Below are 15,639 nucleotides of genomic sequence, written 5' to 3'. Positions count from 1 at the left end.
CGGGCAGGACGTCTTTGGTTGAATTTTCTGTACTTCCTCCATAAACTACACCATGGAGGAATCATCCATGCCACTGAACATCAAGGACGCCGACACACACGCCTTGGCCAGACGGCTCGCATCCCTGACCGGAGAATCGTTGACCCAAGCCGTCAAACGGGCTGTGCTGGAGAGACTGGAGCAGGTAGAAAAAACCCGCCGTGCCGTCCGGCTTGCCGATGAACTGGACCACATTGCCCTGCATTGCGCCGGGTTGCCTCGCCACGACAGGCGGAGTGCCGAAGAGATCATCGGCTACGACGAACGGGGGCTTCCCGACTGATGGTTGTCGACACATCGGCACTCGTCGCCATCATGAACGACGAACCGGAACGCCGCCAGTTCAATGAATTGATCGAAGCGGCGACCGCCACTTATGTCAGTGCGGCTAGCCTGCTTGAGACCAGAATAGTCTTGTTCGCTCGAACCGGCGACAGCGCGGTCCTGGCGTTGGATGCCTTCCTTCTCAAGAGCGGCATGATGGTCATGGAGGTTGCGCCCCGAATTGCCGACATTGCCTTCGATGCCTATCGAAGGTACGGCAAGAGCAGCGGTCATGGCGCGTCCCTGAACTACGGCGACTGCTTCTCCTACGCCTTAGCCAGGCATCTGGACGCCCCACTCCTGTTCAAGGGCGAGGACTTTGCAAAAACGGACGTTCGGTCGGCTGCAGAAGCGTGAAGAGACCAGCCCCTCTGGGCCGCATGAAATTCGAGGCAGACGGAATTCGGAGCCCCGTTCTTGAGGTAAAGATATGAATGGTCAAGCGCGACCCGTCCGGACAAGCTCGACGGTCGCTCGATGACCGAGGGTGGCGGCCAATCGAGCGTCACAAGTAATCAATGGCGCCGGAAGCGATTCTGCAAGGGCCAGGTAGGCCGCATCGTAGGCCGTTACGTTGTGACGAAGTGCCCAAATACGCGAGAGAAACAAGTCGTGCGGGTAGCGAATAATCGGCAGATCCGGCAAGTCGTCCAGTGCTTGCTTCCCTCGTTGCGGAGTCATTTCCCCAATTAGTACGTACCGCCGCAGGACCTGAGCTATCTCAAGATCAATCAGATGAGGCGCATGCAGAGACTCTCCGCTCTCAAGAAGTCGCCTCTGAATGTCAACCGAGGCAGTTGTTCCCAAGAGCAACTCAAGGACCGCCGAAGCGTCTGCAACAATCACCGCGTGTCCCGTTCTTCCCGGATCATTTGAGCCGGTGGCACAGTCGGACGAACCCGGGTTCGAGCCAGGAGCCGCAGGCGAAGTTCCTCGATGGTCGGGCGTTCGGCGTGACGCCGAATCTCCGCAATCAGATAGTCCGAAAGAGATTTCCCTGCCAACGCAGCTCGAGACTTGAGAACCCGGTGAAGATCGTCGGGGACATTCCGCAACTGAATCATCTTTGACATGTGGACAACCTACTTACATGTTCTCCACATGTCAAGCCTGAAATTGGCGATCCCTCGTTCGGATGTTCAACCTCAATCAGCAGCCCGCAATTTCCCCCGGGCCAGGGAGGCCAGGATGCCGATCAGACAGAGCAGGCCGGAAATCAGGAAGGCCACCTGGGTGCTTTTCAGAAACATCGGATACTGCTCGGGCGTGATCTGCACTCTGCCGATATAAACGGCGAAAATCAGGGTGGCGATGCCCATGCTGAGCATTTGCCCCGTTAACCGCATGGTCCCCAGGGTGCCGGAGGCCACTCCGAAATATTTCTTGTCCACCGAGCTCATGACGGCATTGGTGTTGGGCGAGGAAAACAGGGCGAACCCGATTCCGAGAAGGATCAGATTGGCAATGACCATCCCGACGCCGGTCCCGCTGTCGAGCAGGACCAGCAGGAACAGTCCCAGGGCCGTCAAGGCCATTCCGATGGAGGCCACCATCCTGGGCTCGATGCGGTCCGAGAGCCTTCCGGCGTAGGGAGAAAAGACGGCCATCACGATCGGTTGGGCGATCAGGATGATGCCGGCGTTCTGGGCCCCGTAGCCCTGTATGTATTGCAGGTAGAGGCTCAGCAGGAATCCCACCGAAAAGGTGGCGCTGTAGTGAATCAGGGCGGCCAGGTTGGAGTAGGCAAATATGGTACTGGTCTGGAACAGCTTGATGTTCATCAGCGGACTGTCGACCTTCAGTTCCCATCCCACAAACAGGATCAGCCCGGCGCCTCCGGCCAGGGCCAGCCAGCCTCCCAGCGCTTGGGGCAGCAGGGAGAGCCCGTAGACCACCCCCATCAGTGAAATGGTGTAGATCAGAGAACCCACCCAGTCGAAGCTCTCCCCTCGGGCGTCGGCCCACTCCCCCTTGAGCTTGGCCGCGATCAGCGAAACGATCAGCAGTCCGATAGGGACGTGCACCAGGAACACCGACCGCCAGCCGAACTGCTCGGTCAGAAACCCGCCGATGGAGGGACCGAAGCTCAGTCCCAGGTAGACGGCCCCCACGCTGAAACCCAACACCTTGCCCCGCTCCTCCTGCGGGTAAACGGAGGTCAGGATCGCGATCCCGGTGCTGAAGATCATGGCCCCCCCCAGCCCCTGGAGCCCTCGAAACAGGATCAGCGTCAATCCCGAAGGCGCAATGGCCGAAAGGAAGGAAGCCAGGGTGTAGATGGCGATACCCCAGGCAAAGACGCGTTTGCGGCCATGGATGTCCGCCAGCCTCCCGAAGGGCAGAAGAAACATGGCGGCCGCCAGCAGAAACGAGGTGGCCACCCAGCTCAGCGAAACCGCGTCCATGCCGAAATGCTCGCCGATGGTAGGTATGGCGATATTCACCGAGGATCCCATGAAGGGGATGAAGAAGGCGGCCAGGGTGGCGATGACCAGGGCGACTTTTTGATCGGGGGTCTTGTCCAAGATGTCTCTGAGGGGGCTGTTCGCACAAGGACGCTTTGGGAGGGCTGCCCGCGCATTCTTTCAGGCAGGGGACCCGTGCGATTGCCGGCGTGCTCCCGTCTCCCATTCTAAAGGGAACTTCGGATTGCTGCCGGGGAATTTGCAGGCAAGACCACCCCCCCTGCCGGGCGGATCATACGAGAGTGAAACAAGGAATCTTCATAGCCTGTCAGGAAGACGGACCGCTTTCCGTTAGCAGAGTGTTCTACCTATTGAACATCGATGCAAAGGATGCACAGGATTAACAGGACGAGAGCTTCCTGCACCAGAAGCTGGTTCGGGCGATGATCCGGTGCGGACTTGCGGATTCCCGGCATTGGTAGCTGGCCGTTTCCTGAACAAGATCCTGTGCATCCTGTGCATCGATGTTAATAATCCCTGTAAGTCTCGATGCGGTGGGAAGCGCCCCCTACTGGCTTCGCCACGGTCCTTGTGGCCCCTTCGTGGACAAATTCTTTTTGTCCCTTGTAGCCTTCGTTGACCCCCCTGCCGACCTTTGGTGAATCCCTCTTGATCCTTCTCCAACACCTTAGTGGTCCTTCGTGTAGCTTCGTGGATCACTCTTTTTTCTGTTGTTTCAGGTAAGCGCCACCTTCTGCCTCGGACGGCATCCCATGGATGGCGGGTGTTGTCCGGGACCTGTGCTAGACTGTGTTTCCATGACCGTTGGCGATGCAGTTGCCCGCATTCTGATTTCCGAGGGCGTGGATGTCCTTTTCGCCTACCCTCTGAACTTCCTTATCGAATCGGCGTCCAAGGCAGGCATCCGGCCTGTCATCGTGCGTCAGGAACGAACCGGCCTGCACATGGCCGACGCCTTCAGCCGGATGCACAGCGGGGAACGGATCGGCGTCTTCTGCATGCAGAACGGGCCCGGCGCCGAAAACGCCTTTGGCGGCGTGGCCCAGGCCTACTCCGAGTCGGCCCCCATCATGGTCCTGCCCATGGGCCATCCCCGGGAATGGGCCCAGGTGCAGCCCAACTTCAATTCCTCGCTCAACTACCGCCAGGTGACCAAGTCCTGCGAGCAGGTCACGCTTCCGGCTCACCTGTCGGCAACGCTCCGCCGCGCCTTTACCCAGGTCAGGAACGGACGCCCTCGTCCGGTGCTGGTGGAGTTCCCCTCCGACCTGCTGTCGGAGGCAGTCCCCGAGTCTTTCTCCTACCAGCCGGCGCCAAGAATCCAGTATGGTCCGGACGGACCATCGGTGATGCGGGCGGCCGAGATGCTGCTCCAGGCCGAACGACCGGTCATCTATGCCGGTCAGGGGATCCACTACGCCAAGGCCTGGGAGGCCCTGCGGGAATTTGCGGAGTTGCTGGAAGCGCCGGTGACGACCAGCCTGGGCGGCAAGAGCGCCTTTCCGGAAAACCACCCACTCTCCCTGGGTTCGGGCGGACGTTCCACCACCCGGATGGTGCATGAGTTCCTCAACCAGGCCGATCTCGTCTTCGGGGTAGGATGCAGCTTTACCACCACTCCCTTCGGGTTGTCGATGCCGGGCGGCGCCAGGATCCTGCACGCGACGCTCGACTCCGCCGACATCAACAAGGACGTTGCCGTGGAGCACGGGTTGGTCGGCGACGCCCGCCTGGCGCTGGAAGCCTTGATCGATGAAATCAGGCCCCGACTGAATCCGGAGGGCCGAGGGCGGGCCGAGGGAATCGCCCAACGGATTCAAGCCATCAGGAACGAGTGGATGGCTGCCTGGATGCCGAAATTGACCGCCTCTCATCAGCCCCTCTCCCCCTATCGGGTGATCCGGGACCTGATGCGGACGGTGGACGTTGCCAATACCATCATCACCCACGACTCCGGCAGTCCCAGGGACCAGCTCTCTCCTTTCTGGGAATGCGTCAGCCCCCTGTCCTACATCGGCTGGGGCAAGTCGACCCAGCTGGGCTACGGGTTGGGCCTGGCCATGGGAGCCAAGCTGGCCCGGCCGGACAAACTGTGCATCAACCTCTGGGGAGACGCCGCCATCGGGTTTACCGGCACCGACCTCGAAACTGCGGTTCGGGAAGAGATCCCCATCCTCTCCATCCTGCTCAACAATTTCTGCATGGCTGCCGAGTTGCAGTTCTATCCCACTGCCAGCGTGAGGCACCGAATCACCGATATTTCAGGAAACTACGCCGAGATGGCCCGCTCCCTGGGTTGCTATTCCGAGCGGGTGGAAAAGGCCGAGGCCATTGTGCCGGCCCTCCAGCGAGGAATCCGCCAAACCCAGGAAGGCGTGCCGGTGCTGCTGGAGTTCATGACCACCCAGGAAACGGACATGTCGGTCTTCCCCTAGCCCACATCCAGGACAGGATGAAATCCCGGCAAACGGGCCTGGCGCCCAAACAGGAGGTCAATGCTTGAATTCTCAGGAGTCTATTGAAGCCATCCCGCTCGGCGGCCTGGGAGAGTTCGGGATGAACATGCTGGTGTTCCGCTACGGATCTCAGATGATCGTGGTGGATTCCGGCTTGATGTTTCCCGATGAAGAGCTCTTGGGAATCGACGTCATCGTTCCCGACATCTCCTTCCTGATCGACAACGCCTCCCAGGTTCAGGCCATCGTGCTGACCCACGGCCACGAGGATCACATTGGAGCGCTGCCCTTCGTGTTCCCCGCTCTGAGCCACGTTCCCATTTACGGCACCCGCTACACTCTGGGTCTGGCCTCGGCCAAGCTGGCCGAACACCAGTTACTGGACCAGGCCGAGCTTGTCACCGTCGAGGCCGGGCAAACCCGGCAAATGGGCGAGTTCCAGGTAGAGTTCATCCATGTCACCCACAGCGTGGTGGATGCCGTCATGCTGGCGATTACCACTCCGGCGGGAGTGATCCTCCACACGGGGGATTTCAAGATCGACTCCTCGCCCCTGGATGGCCGGGTCACCGACCTCCCCCGAATTGCCGAGTACGGGCGCCGGGGTGTGCTGGCCCTGTTCTCCGACAGCACCAACGTGGACCGTCCCGGCATCACTCCCTCGGAAACCGCCGTGATCGAGAAGCTGGACGAGATCTTTCACCACGCTCCGGGCAAGGTGATCGTTTCCTGCTTTACCTCCTCCATCCACCGCATTCAGACCGTGTTCAACCTGGCCCAGCGCTACGGGCGCAAGGTGGCCATCGCCGGACGGAGCATGCTGTCGACGACCAAGATCGCCCACCAACTGGGCTACCTCAACATTCCGGACGGACTGCTGGTCAAGATACAGGACGTCAGGAGGATGCTGCCGGAACACGTAGTCCTGATTCTGACGGGCTGTCAAGGGCAACCGTTGGCCGCCTTGCCCCAGATGGCCGTGGACAACTTCAAGAACATCAGGATCGGGTCCGATGACACCGTGGTGATTTCGGCACGGATCATACCCGGAAACGAAAAGACCATTTCCCGCATGGTCAATCATCTCTACAAGAGAGGTGCGGCCGTCCATTACGACGACGGATCCCAACCTCCCATTCATGTTTCGGGCCACGCCAGCTCCGAGGAGCTCAAGCTCCTGCTGAACCTGGTACGCCCCAGGCATTTCGTGCCCATCCACGGAGAATACCGCCAGCTCTATCGCCACGCGGAGTTGGCCAGAAACCTGCACGCGGTGGGAGACACGGTGCTGGTGGCCGAGACTGGCGATCGCATTCAACTGAGCCGGCAGGGGGCCGAGGTCAACGGCAAGGCTCCGGTTGGCCGCATCTTTATCGATGAGGGCAGCCTGGACGAGCTGGAGGAAGTGGTGGTGAGGGACCGCCGCCATCTTTCCGAAGACGGCATTGTGCTTCCCATTCTGGCTATCAATAAAGCCAGCGGGCAGATGGAGACACAGCCCGAGATCATCACTCGGGGATTCGTCTTCGTGGACGATGACGACACGCTCCTGGAGGAGGCCCGCGACCGCGTTCTGGAAACCCTGGAGGATTCCAGCGTTGAAGAGAGGACCGACTGGTCCCTCATCAAGGAGAAAATCCGTACCGACTTGCGCCGCTTCCTGTTCAAGCAGACGTCCAAGCGGCCGCTGGTGCTGCCGGTTATCCTGGAGATTTGACAGGGCGCCCGGCAGTCCTGTTCGAGGGCGTCCCCAGGTAACTCCATGACCTTGAAGCAGGCGATTGTCCTGGGTGCCGTGCAGGGCCTGACAGAGTTCCTGCCCATCAGCAGCTCCGCCCATTTGATTCTGGTTCCCTGGATAACGGATTGGCCGGATCAGGGGCTCACCTTTGACGTGGTTCTGCACGCCGCCACCCTGCTGGCTATTCTCACCTGCTTTTGGCGAGACTGCGCCGAAATCCTCCGGGAGAGCATTTGGCCCTCCCGAGCCCGCTCCCAGGAGCGGTCCGACGGGCGCCACATGCTCCTGTTTCTGGTCCTGGGAACCCTTCCCGCCGCCATTGCCGGGATGTTGGCGGAGGATTGGGTCGCTACCCAGCTTCGGACTGCCGAAATCATTCCGGTAACACTGATCTTCTTCGCCCTGCTTCTCTGGCTTTCGGAACGCCGAGCGGCATTGACCAAGGAGCTGGAAGGGATTTCGCTGACGGATGCGCTGTGGGTGGGGATGGCTCAAGCGGCAGCCCTGATTCCAGGGACCTCACGCTCCGGCATCACCATAACGGCCGGACTGTTTCGGGGGATGACGAGGGAGGCAGCCGCCCGCTTCTCCTTCCTGCTTGCGGTTCCCATCCTTGCGGCAGCCAGCCTCAAAAAGCTCCTCGAAATCAATCAGTTAGGAATTCCTGAGGGCGAGGCCATGAGTCTGGCAGCCGGGTTTCTCACGGCCCTGATCGTTGGTCACCTCACCATCAAGGTCTTCATCCGTTTCCTCCGGAAAAAAACGCTTTATGTTTTTGTCCAGTACCGTATCCTTTTGGGTATCGTGATTCTCATCATCCTCCAACGGGGTGGACTGTAGGCATGGGCTTTCTGGCACCCACCGCGCATTCTCGTTTCAACGAGGCCGTAGGGCTGATGCTGCTCAGTCTGGCCCTTCTACTGATATTGAGCCTGGTCTCCTTCCATCCGATGGATCCTTCGTTCAACGTATCCCGCCAGTTGATCGGCCAGGATTCGGTGCACAACTTCATCGGTAAATATGGATCCATCCTGGCTGATCTGCTGTTGAATGCCTTCGGATACACCTCTTTCCTGTTTCCCGTCATTTTCTTGATTTTCGGCTGGAAATGGTTGCGCTCTCGGAAAATCAACACACCGTCCACCAAGATTTTCGGTCTGCTTTGCCTGGCCGGCTCGGGGTGTCTTCTTCTGGCATTGCAGTTTCCCCAGCCTGTAACGGTGGGGTGGTTGATCCAGGACGGAGCGATTGTCGGCACCGGCGGCACCACCAAAGCCGGAGGGGTGGTCGGAGACCTTCTGGCGGAATGGTTTCAGGGCCGTTTCAATTGGGCCGGCGCCTGCATCCTGGGCTTCATGATCTTCATGGCCTCTCTCTTTGTCGCCACCCGCTTCTCCTTCAGGGTTTGTCTGGACTGGCTGGGAAGACGGCTGCGATTCCTGAGTGTATGGCAGGCTCAATGGCGGAATTGGCGCAAGGCATCGGAAAAGAAGAGACAGAAAGAGAGGCTGGAGGCCAGACTGAAGCGGGGCGAGGAGAGGAAAGCCGTCACCACGCAAAAGGTTTCCGAGATCAAGCAGTGGGAATCCGCGGAGGAAGAGCCTTCCCCACCAACGTTATTCGCCGGCCAAGAGGACTCCGCCGAGGCTGCTCCCGAGGCTGTCGCGAGGAAGACCAAAGTCAGGCCGGCGGCACAGAGATCACAGACCGATTTCCCGATGCCCTCCATCGACCTCCTCCAGGCCCCTGGCAGAAGGGCTGACGTCGGAGAGGAGGAACTGCTGGAGTGTGCCGGCCAATTGACGGAGAAGTGCAAGGAGTTCGGCGTCCACGGGAAGGTCCTGCATATTCATCCCGGCCCGGTCGTCACCACCTATGAATTCAAGCCGGAAGCCGGAGTCAAGTACAGCCGTATCACCAACCTGGTTGACGATCTGTGCCTGGCCCTCAAGGCGGAGTCGGTGCGCATCAATCGATTGCCGGGAAAATCAACGGTCGGAGTCGAGGTCCCCAACGCCGATCGGGAGCAGATTCTGCTGAGCGAGGTGATCCGGTCCAATGAATTCCAGAAGTCCACCTCCCGGCTGACCATTGCCCTGGGCAAGGACATTGTTGGGAAAATCGTGGTCGCCGATCTGGCCAAGATGCCTCACCTGCTCATTGCCGGTCAGACCGGCGCCGGCAAGAGCGTAGGGATCAATGCCATGATCCTTTCCATCCTCTACAAGTCCGCGCCGGAAGAAGTGAAATTCATCATGGTGGATCCCAAGCGCCTGGAGCTGGGTGTCTACGAGGATATTCCCAATCTGCTGACTCCGGTGGTGGTGGAACCCAAGCGGGCTTCCAATGCCTTGAAGTGGGCGACCAAGGAAATGGAGAACCGGTACAAGCTGCTGGCCTCGGTGGGCGTTCGCAGCATCGACCAGTTCAATACCTTTGCGCGCAAGCCCCGCAATATGGAGCTGTTCTCGGAGGAGCATAACGCTCCTCTCACGCCCCTGCCCTACATTGTCATCGTGATCGATGAACTGGCCGACCTGATGATGGTGGCCTCAAAAGACATCGAAGATTCCATCATGCGACTGGCCCAGATGGCCCGGGCGGTGGGCATCCACCTGATCGTGGCCACCCAACGCCCCTCGGTGGACGTACTCACGGGAATCATCAAGGCCAATTTCCCCTCCCGCATTTCCTTTCGTGTCGCCCAAAAGGTGGACTCGCGCACCATTCTGGACCAGATGGGAGCTCAACAGCTCCTGGGGAAGGGAGACATGCTCTTTATTCCTCCCGGCACCTCGAGGATGACCCGGGTCCACGGCGCCCTGGTAACCACCGAGGAGATCAACCGCGTAGTGGAGCACCTCAAGACCCAATCGCAACCGGCCTACGATCAAAGTGTCGTGGAAGAGCGCTCCGAGAAAGCAGACACTGACGATATGGAGCGTGAGACGGATGAGCTCTATGACCAGGCAGTCCGCATCGTGGTGGAAATGGGCAAAGCCTCCACCTCCACCCTGCAGCGCCGTCTACGCATCGGCTACGGACGGGCGGCCCGGCTGCTCGACATCATGGAAGACGATGGCATCGTGGGTCCGCCCGACGGCAGCAAGCCACGAGAGGTGCTGAAGCGTCCGGATTATTTCCGAGAGATGGACGAATCCCGGGTGGAGTGAGGTCACACTTTTCCGGAAATCCTCCGGGCATTCCTTTCCCGCCGGTCAACCTACCGGCTTCTTCCGCTTGGAAGGCGCAGCGCTTCTTCGCTTGGAGCTGCCTCCCAGGTTCCATAGAACCACGCCCCCCAGAACCACTGCCACCACGCACCCATACTGCGCCGGCGTGAAGCCCAGGTACCGGGCGTCACCGACCCGAAGCTCGTCCAGAAAGAAGCGAACCGGCCCGTAGAGCAGGAATAAGAGTCCCAAATAAAAGCCGTCGCTCCTGGGACGTCGATCCAGCCACTGGAACAATCCCGCCAGAAACAGGGCGTAGAAGAATTCCAAGAGTCCCAGGTCAAAGCGCGGGACATCCGGATACTGCACGGCCCACCACCCCTGGGTGGGAATTCCCGGATGGTCATGGGCCACGGCGCAGCCGGCCCGCCCCAGGATCCAGGCAAAGGGAAAGACGAAGGCAACCAGATCCAGATAGACCCGAACCTCGGAGGGCTTCAAGCCGGAACGCCGCATCCACCATAGTCCGGCCAGAATCCCCACCACAATTCCACCTACCGAAGACAGTCCCTCCCACAGTCGAATCAGGACCAGGGGGTCCCGGACCAGGTCCCTCGGATCGGTGAGAGTCACGGCGACCAGGTGCGCTCCCACCAGACCGCAGACGACCATCCAGAGAACAAGCCGGGAGGCCGTCTCTCCGTCCAGTCCTCGCTTCTCGGCCCGCCGCACCAGCATCCAGCGGCCCAACAGAATCGCCGCTGCAACCAACATCCCGAAGGCATGCAGGGTGACGGGGCCCAGCGTGATGGCCGGAGCTTCGAAGTAGGGGAACATGAGGATCCCTTCAGGGACAGTCGTTGACCGATCGAGAGTTTGTGTCTTCGCGAAGTTGGCGGCGTCCGATGGGATGGACCGAACCCGCGCCGGAGTTTCGGGACGTGTTTGGGTTAGACTGTGTCGTCACGACTTCCGCGACCGCATTCCCTTCTTATCTCTATCACAGGAGGAAGCAAGCATGGGCAAGACCGTTTACAATCCCCCGACCCTCTGCCGCCCCTTCGGCATCTTTTCCAACGTTGCCGTGGCGGACCAAGGCCGCACCTGCTTCGTCTCCGGCCAGGTAGCCATCGATGCCAAGGGAAATCTGGTTGGCAAGGGGGACATTCGGCTGCAGACGCGGCAGGTGCTCCATAATATCCTGGCTGCCCTGGAACCCGTCGGCGGCGCCCTGGAGGACATTGCCTGTATCAACGTCTTTCTGGTGAACATGGAACACCTCCAGGCCGTTCACGAGGTGAGAGCCGAATTCTGGAGTGGTGATTATCCGGCCAGCACCCTGGTGCAGGTGGCGGGCCTGGTTCACCCCGACTATCTGATCGAAATCAACGCCACGGCTATCATCTCTTGAGCCGCATCAGAAAAAGGACGTCCTGAATCCGCATTCTTCAACGGGGAGCCACTCCCAGCGCGATGGCAGCTATTTTCTGCCGGCGGGATCGGATCAGACGGTCCCGCAACTCGGCCAGCGTCCTCTGCATGGACTGGCGGGCCGTCCGGTTGATGATCGGCCGGATCAAGAACTCCAGCAAGACCGGAACGGAACGACTCAGGCTAAGCGATTCGCACTCGACCAGGACACCGCCATCCACCTGCTGGTAGCGCCAATAGGAATTCAATCGCCACAAAAACCCGTGGTCCGATCCCTGGGGCTTCTCCTTCTCCCTGGCGGAGTTGGGGAACTCCAACTCCGCAATCTTGAGGGCTTCGCTCCGGCTGGAAGCCCTCCCCTTCTTGTGTCGGCGATAGCTGACCAGATGCTCGGTATTGTAGACGACGGTCACAATCTTGGAGCGCTGCAGCTTGAGGTAGATCTTCAGCCAATCGGGCCCCCGGCCCAGCACCGCCGAGTCCAGGACATCCTCCTGGAGTTCATCGGGTGGACCCGGATTGGCGATTCGCGACAGCACCTCCTCCAGGTCTGCACCCGGCACCAGGACGCATCCACGCCAGTGATGGATGGCGCCGCCGTCGACGGTGAATTCCCTCCCCCGCGGGTCGAAGGTCGCCATCCGGGCCACTGGAATGCCTCCGGAGGCAATGGTTCTCAACTCCCGGTCGGCCAGGGAGAATGGTTGAAAGTCCAACGCCAGGAAGCGCCTTCCCGATTCAATTTCTTGAGCGATTCGCCGTTCGGTGGCTTCAACATAGGCACTCCAGGCCTGGAGGGTCCGACTCTCCAGGGTGACGGCGGTCAGTGATTGAGCCTGCAGAATCCAGACCGCTGCGGCCAGCCCGAGCAGCATCCGGCGGTTCCCGCTGGACCTTGAATTTTTCATGATGGTGTCCTTTCATGGATCGTCCGTTCTCCCGGCGATACGACCAACCCCAGCCTGCACAGACCCAGGGCATTCGATAGGTCCGGTGTGACCGAAAACACCAGCCGGTCGCTGGCGTAGAAGTTCAGGATGGAGCAGCCCGCAATCGAGAGCAGGCAGGCGGGCACATGCCCCATTTCGCAAAGGCCCACAAACAGTTGCATCAGGGACAGGTTTCCAGTCAGCGACACGATCCCGCTACTCATGTGAAAGCGGGCCAGACGCCGCCACCGGCGCGAACGGTCGGAACGGGTCCGTTCGGCCCAGGTCCATTTCTCGTGCCAAAGGAAGTTGTGGAGGATTGCGATCCACACTGCCAGACCCGTTCCAACCAGGTAGTGCACACCCAATCCCAGGACAAGGATTCCCAGGAACGATAACTGCACGATCATGCCCATTGCCCCCACGGCATAAAAGAGGACCCAGCGCCTCAGCACGCCGGAGGCAGGCCAAGAACTGGCCGATTGCGAAATTTCCCCGGGACTTTTTCCGTTCATTGCGGCAGTTTCTCGGCCAGATAGAGCGCTCGGGTATTGCGGACAACGGAAACGATCAGCGTCACGGTCAGACCCACCATGCCGGCCACGCCTCCTACGTCCAGCAGCAGATACGGACCCAGGTCTCCCAACCGCACCCAGGGCTTGTGGAGCAGGAAGAGGGTACCCACGGCCAGCAGAATGCGAAGCTCGGTCGGTCCTACCCGCAGAAAGGAAAGGCGAAATACCTGGCGGACGTGAGTGGCGAGAAACACCTCCGCGGCCACCATCAGGAAGGCCACCAACAGTCCCAGCGCAATCAAGGGGCTCATGTAACCCGACAAGGCCATTCCCCCCAAGAGGAAGCAGGAACCCAGCATATCGATCACATGGTCCACGTAAAATCCGTAGCGCGGCCTCTGCCGGTCGCGGACTCTGGCCAGCGTGCCGTCCAGGCTATCCCCGAACCAATTCAGGGCCAGGGCAAGAACCACGAGCAGCAGCGCCGTTGGATACCGACCGGCCGCAAAGTAGGCCATGCCGGCTCCGAACATCGCCACCAGGCCCAGCAGGGTCAAGTGGTCTGAATTTATCCAGTAGGGCATGCGGCGGGCCATCCATAGCAGGGCCCGTTTCTCCGCAACGGCCAGCAGGCTCCCATGTTCCCGCTGGTGCATCGACCTGTCCTTCTTCATCTTCGGCCTCCTTTCCGCTTCCCGCGGTGTCCGATCGAAATCGCAATCCACAGCCGGGGTCGTCGCCGGCCAGACCGCAACGTCTGACTGGGGTGTCTTTGTGCAAGCTGGTGGCCAAAGACGCACCAACTTCACATCCGCACTCTAATTCAATGACTTACAGGGATTTTGCTTGCGGAATCGGGCAGGATGAAATGCAGGTTTTCCCTGACAGTGTCCGGAGGCCCCGACACCATGGGAAGAATTCAGGAAGACGACACACCAGGTGTACGCCAAGAAGGTGGAATCGCTACTGCGGGAGGGCGAACCGCATCCGGCAGTAATCGAACCGGCACCCTGGGATGGCGCAGGGATGAGCGGGATGTCTGGGGGAAAGGGTCACGGCGGGGGAAGTCATTGACCGAGCCAGGATCGCACCCGTTCCGGTAGCGGCTGACGCAGTGTGGGGTTCACCCGAGCGCGTGCGGCAGCGCGGGGAACTCCTTCAGGCCTTTTCCGTCAGGAAGCGCTCGGCCTCCAGCGCCGCCATGCATCCGGTTCCGGCGGCGGTCACGGCCTGGCGCCACACCTTGTCCTGGACGTCGCCGGCGGCAAAAACACCCTCCACAGAGGTGCGGGTGGTCCCCGGGGTAGTCACGATGTAGCCGGTGTCGTCCAGCTCGAGTTGTCCGTCCAGAAAGCCCGTGTTGGGAAGGTGGCCGATGGCATAAAAGAGTCCCTCGACCTCTACCACATCGGTTGCATTCGACCTGACGTTGCGGATGCGAACGCTCTTGAGCGCGTCGTCACCCAGGGCCTCTTCCGCTACCGAGTCCCAGCGCATCCGTATCTTGGGGTGGGAAAGGAGCCGCTGCTGCATGATCTTGGAGGCTCTCAAGGTGTCCCTGCGGTGAACCACGATGACTTCGGTCCCGAACTTGGTCAGATGAGTCGCCTCCTCTACCGCGGTATCGCCGCCGCCGATGACCATCAATACCTTGTTGCGGAATATGGGGAGGGCACCGTCACAAACGGCGCAGGCGGAAATGCCCTGCTGCCAGAAAAGCTCTTCCCCGGGGATGCCCAGCCGCCGCGCCGTAGCGCCCGTAGCCACGATCAAGGTCTCGGTCAGGGTTTCCCCACTGGAGGCCGTCACCCGGAAGGGGCGCCGGCTCAGATCCACCTTCTCCACCGTCTCCGTCAGAATTCGGGTGCCGAAGCGCAGCGACTGTTGACGGAACAGGTCCATCATCTCCGGCCCGTTAATGCCCTCGGGGAAGCCCGGATAGTTTTCTACATCGTTGGTGGTGGTCAGTTGACCTCCGGCCGCCACGCCGCCCGCCATGAATCCCTCGAACATCAGGGGGGAGAGATCGGCACGCGCCGAATAGATGGCAGCCGTATGCCCAGCCGGCCCCGACCCCACAATCACTAGTTTTTCGACTCGATCTGACACCGCTTACCTCGTTTTTTGTAACCCCGCCCTTGGAATGACTACTGCCGGCTTCCCGAACCGGGAGATGTAATATACCCTGCTCGGTATTGGATGCAAAGACGCCCTCGCATGGAATTCCCCGTTTCCTATTTGAAACAAATCCGGGAAGTGAGGACAAGTGAGCGATTGGCAGGGACCCTTTCGATCTTTATATGGTAAGTTTCGGTTACTCGTGTGGTAAATTTACGTTATGCTTAACCAAAACACCCACTGCAGACGCGAACTCCGGGTTGGTGTGGCCGCGATCGTAGGCGGCGGCACCTGGTCTCCTGGCGGACTCTCTGATGTTTACCGACAGTGCTCCAAAGTCATCATGGTCGCTGGGGCTACTGATCGACACCACAATCGTGCGGCCGCCCGGGGTGCATGTCCCGATCCTGTGAGGACTCCTATTTGCAATGAAGCGGGAGAAACGACCGATGATCGAACATAGCGGCAAGGGTTGCCTGCAAGTCGT

At 60.1% G+C, this 15,639-nt stretch carries 15 protein-coding genes; 7 read left to right on the top strand and 8 right to left on the bottom strand.

Annotated elements, in window-relative coordinates:
- Nucleotides 1-67 precede the first annotated feature (67 nt).
- Together OXI69_16095 and OXI69_16090 are read left to right on the top strand one after the other, a co-directional pair.
- A complete protein-coding gene (locus tag OXI69_16095; GenBank protein ID MDE2667664.1) occupies nucleotides 68-322 on the top strand; it encodes a type II toxin-antitoxin system VapB family antitoxin in 255 nt (84 codons plus the stop codon).
- On the top strand, nucleotides 322-720 hold the full coding sequence (locus tag OXI69_16090) for a type II toxin-antitoxin system VapC family toxin (GenBank protein ID MDE2667663.1): 399 nt from the start codon (nucleotides 322-324) through the stop codon (nucleotides 718-720). The genes OXI69_16095 and OXI69_16090 overlap by 1 nt, the downstream gene beginning before the upstream one ends.
- Nucleotides 721-801: 81 nt before the next feature.
- On the opposite strand, the gene OXI69_16085 is transcribed toward OXI69_16090, so the two are convergent.
- The 3 genes from OXI69_16085 to OXI69_16075 all read right to left on the bottom strand — a co-directional run bounded on the left by OXI69_16085 (nucleotide 802) and on the right by OXI69_16075 (nucleotide 2,888).
- Entirely contained in the window at nucleotides 802-1,209 is a 408-nt protein-coding gene (locus OXI69_16085; GenBank protein MDE2667662.1) for a type II toxin-antitoxin system VapC family toxin, read from the bottom strand.
- Entirely contained in the window at nucleotides 1,206-1,436 is a 231-nt protein-coding gene (locus tag OXI69_16080; protein MDE2667661.1) for a hypothetical protein, read from the bottom strand. Before OXI69_16080 ends, OXI69_16085 begins: the two co-directional genes overlap by 4 nt.
- Before the next feature lie 72 nt (nucleotides 1,437-1,508).
- Nucleotides 1,509-2,888, bottom strand: a complete 1,380-nt coding sequence (locus tag OXI69_16075) for an MFS transporter (GenBank protein ID MDE2667660.1) — start codon at nucleotides 2,886-2,888, stop codon at nucleotides 1,509-1,511.
- 698 nt (nucleotides 2,889-3,586) lie between these two features.
- Here OXI69_16075 and OXI69_16070 point away from each other — a divergent pair.
- From OXI69_16070 to OXI69_16055, 4 genes are all read left to right on the top strand, one after another.
- Nucleotides 3,587-5,224 (top strand): thiamine pyrophosphate-requiring protein, encoded by a 1,638-nt coding sequence (locus tag OXI69_16070; GenBank protein ID MDE2667659.1) that lies wholly within the window; start codon nucleotides 3,587-3,589, stop codon nucleotides 5,222-5,224.
- Between the two features lie 64 nt (nucleotides 5,225-5,288).
- Nucleotides 5,289-6,962 (top strand): ribonuclease J, encoded by a 1,674-nt coding sequence (locus OXI69_16065; protein MDE2667658.1) that lies wholly within the window; start codon nucleotides 5,289-5,291, stop codon nucleotides 6,960-6,962.
- Nucleotides 6,963-7,007: 45 nt separating this feature from the next.
- Nucleotides 7,008-7,826 (top strand): undecaprenyl-diphosphatase UppP, encoded by an 819-nt coding sequence (gene uppP, locus OXI69_16060; GenBank protein ID MDE2667657.1) that lies wholly within the window; start codon nucleotides 7,008-7,010, stop codon nucleotides 7,824-7,826.
- A 2-nt stretch (nucleotides 7,827-7,828) separates the two neighbouring features.
- The gene (locus tag OXI69_16055) at nucleotides 7,829-10,159 is read left to right on the top strand and encodes a DNA translocase FtsK (GenBank protein ID MDE2667656.1); all 2,331 of its coding nucleotides are present in this window, start codon (nucleotides 7,829-7,831) and stop codon (nucleotides 10,157-10,159) included.
- 45 nt (nucleotides 10,160-10,204) lie between these two features.
- Here OXI69_16055 and OXI69_16050 read toward each other — a convergent pair whose 3' ends face one another.
- The gene (locus OXI69_16050; GenBank protein ID MDE2667655.1) at nucleotides 10,205-10,996 is read right to left on the bottom strand and encodes a prolipoprotein diacylglyceryl transferase; all 792 of its coding nucleotides are present in this window, start codon (nucleotides 10,994-10,996) and stop codon (nucleotides 10,205-10,207) included.
- 181 nt (nucleotides 10,997-11,177) lie between these two features.
- On the opposite strand from OXI69_16050, the gene OXI69_16045 reads away from it, so the two are divergent.
- Nucleotides 11,178-11,570 carry a RidA family protein gene (locus tag OXI69_16045; protein MDE2667654.1) on the top strand — a complete coding sequence of 131 codons (393 nt, stop codon included), beginning with the start codon at nucleotides 11,178-11,180 and terminating at the stop codon, nucleotides 11,568-11,570.
- A gap of 37 nt (nucleotides 11,571-11,607) precedes the next feature.
- Here OXI69_16045 and OXI69_16040 read toward each other — a convergent pair whose 3' ends face one another.
- From OXI69_16040 to trxB, 4 genes are all read right to left on the bottom strand, one after another.
- Nucleotides 11,608-12,498 carry a hypothetical protein gene (locus tag OXI69_16040; GenBank protein ID MDE2667653.1) on the bottom strand — a complete coding sequence of 297 codons (891 nt, stop codon included), beginning with the start codon at nucleotides 12,496-12,498 and terminating at the stop codon, nucleotides 11,608-11,610.
- On the bottom strand, nucleotides 12,495-13,034 hold the full coding sequence (locus OXI69_16035) for a GtrA family protein (protein ID MDE2667652.1): 540 nt from the start codon (nucleotides 13,032-13,034) through the stop codon (nucleotides 12,495-12,497). Before OXI69_16035 ends, OXI69_16040 begins: the two co-directional genes overlap by 4 nt.
- Nucleotides 13,031-13,708 carry a CDP-alcohol phosphatidyltransferase family protein gene (locus OXI69_16030; protein MDE2667651.1) on the bottom strand — a complete coding sequence of 226 codons (678 nt, stop codon included), beginning with the start codon at nucleotides 13,706-13,708 and terminating at the stop codon, nucleotides 13,031-13,033. Before OXI69_16030 ends, OXI69_16035 begins: the two co-directional genes overlap by 4 nt.
- 484 nt (nucleotides 13,709-14,192) lie before the next feature.
- Nucleotides 14,193-15,143: a thioredoxin-disulfide reductase gene (trxB, locus tag OXI69_16025; protein ID MDE2667650.1), complete on the bottom strand. Its 951-nt coding sequence runs from the start codon at nucleotides 15,141-15,143 to the stop codon at nucleotides 14,193-14,195.
- Between the last annotated feature and the right edge of the window lie 496 nt (nucleotides 15,144-15,639).

Source organism: Acidobacteriota bacterium, assembly GCA_028875575.1.
Lineage (GTDB): Bacteria > Acidobacteriota > Terriglobia > Versatilivoradales > Versatilivoraceae > Versatilivorator.
The sequence above is the reverse complement of the archived record's forward strand: the minus strand, read 5'-3'. Positions and strand labels throughout refer to the sequence as shown.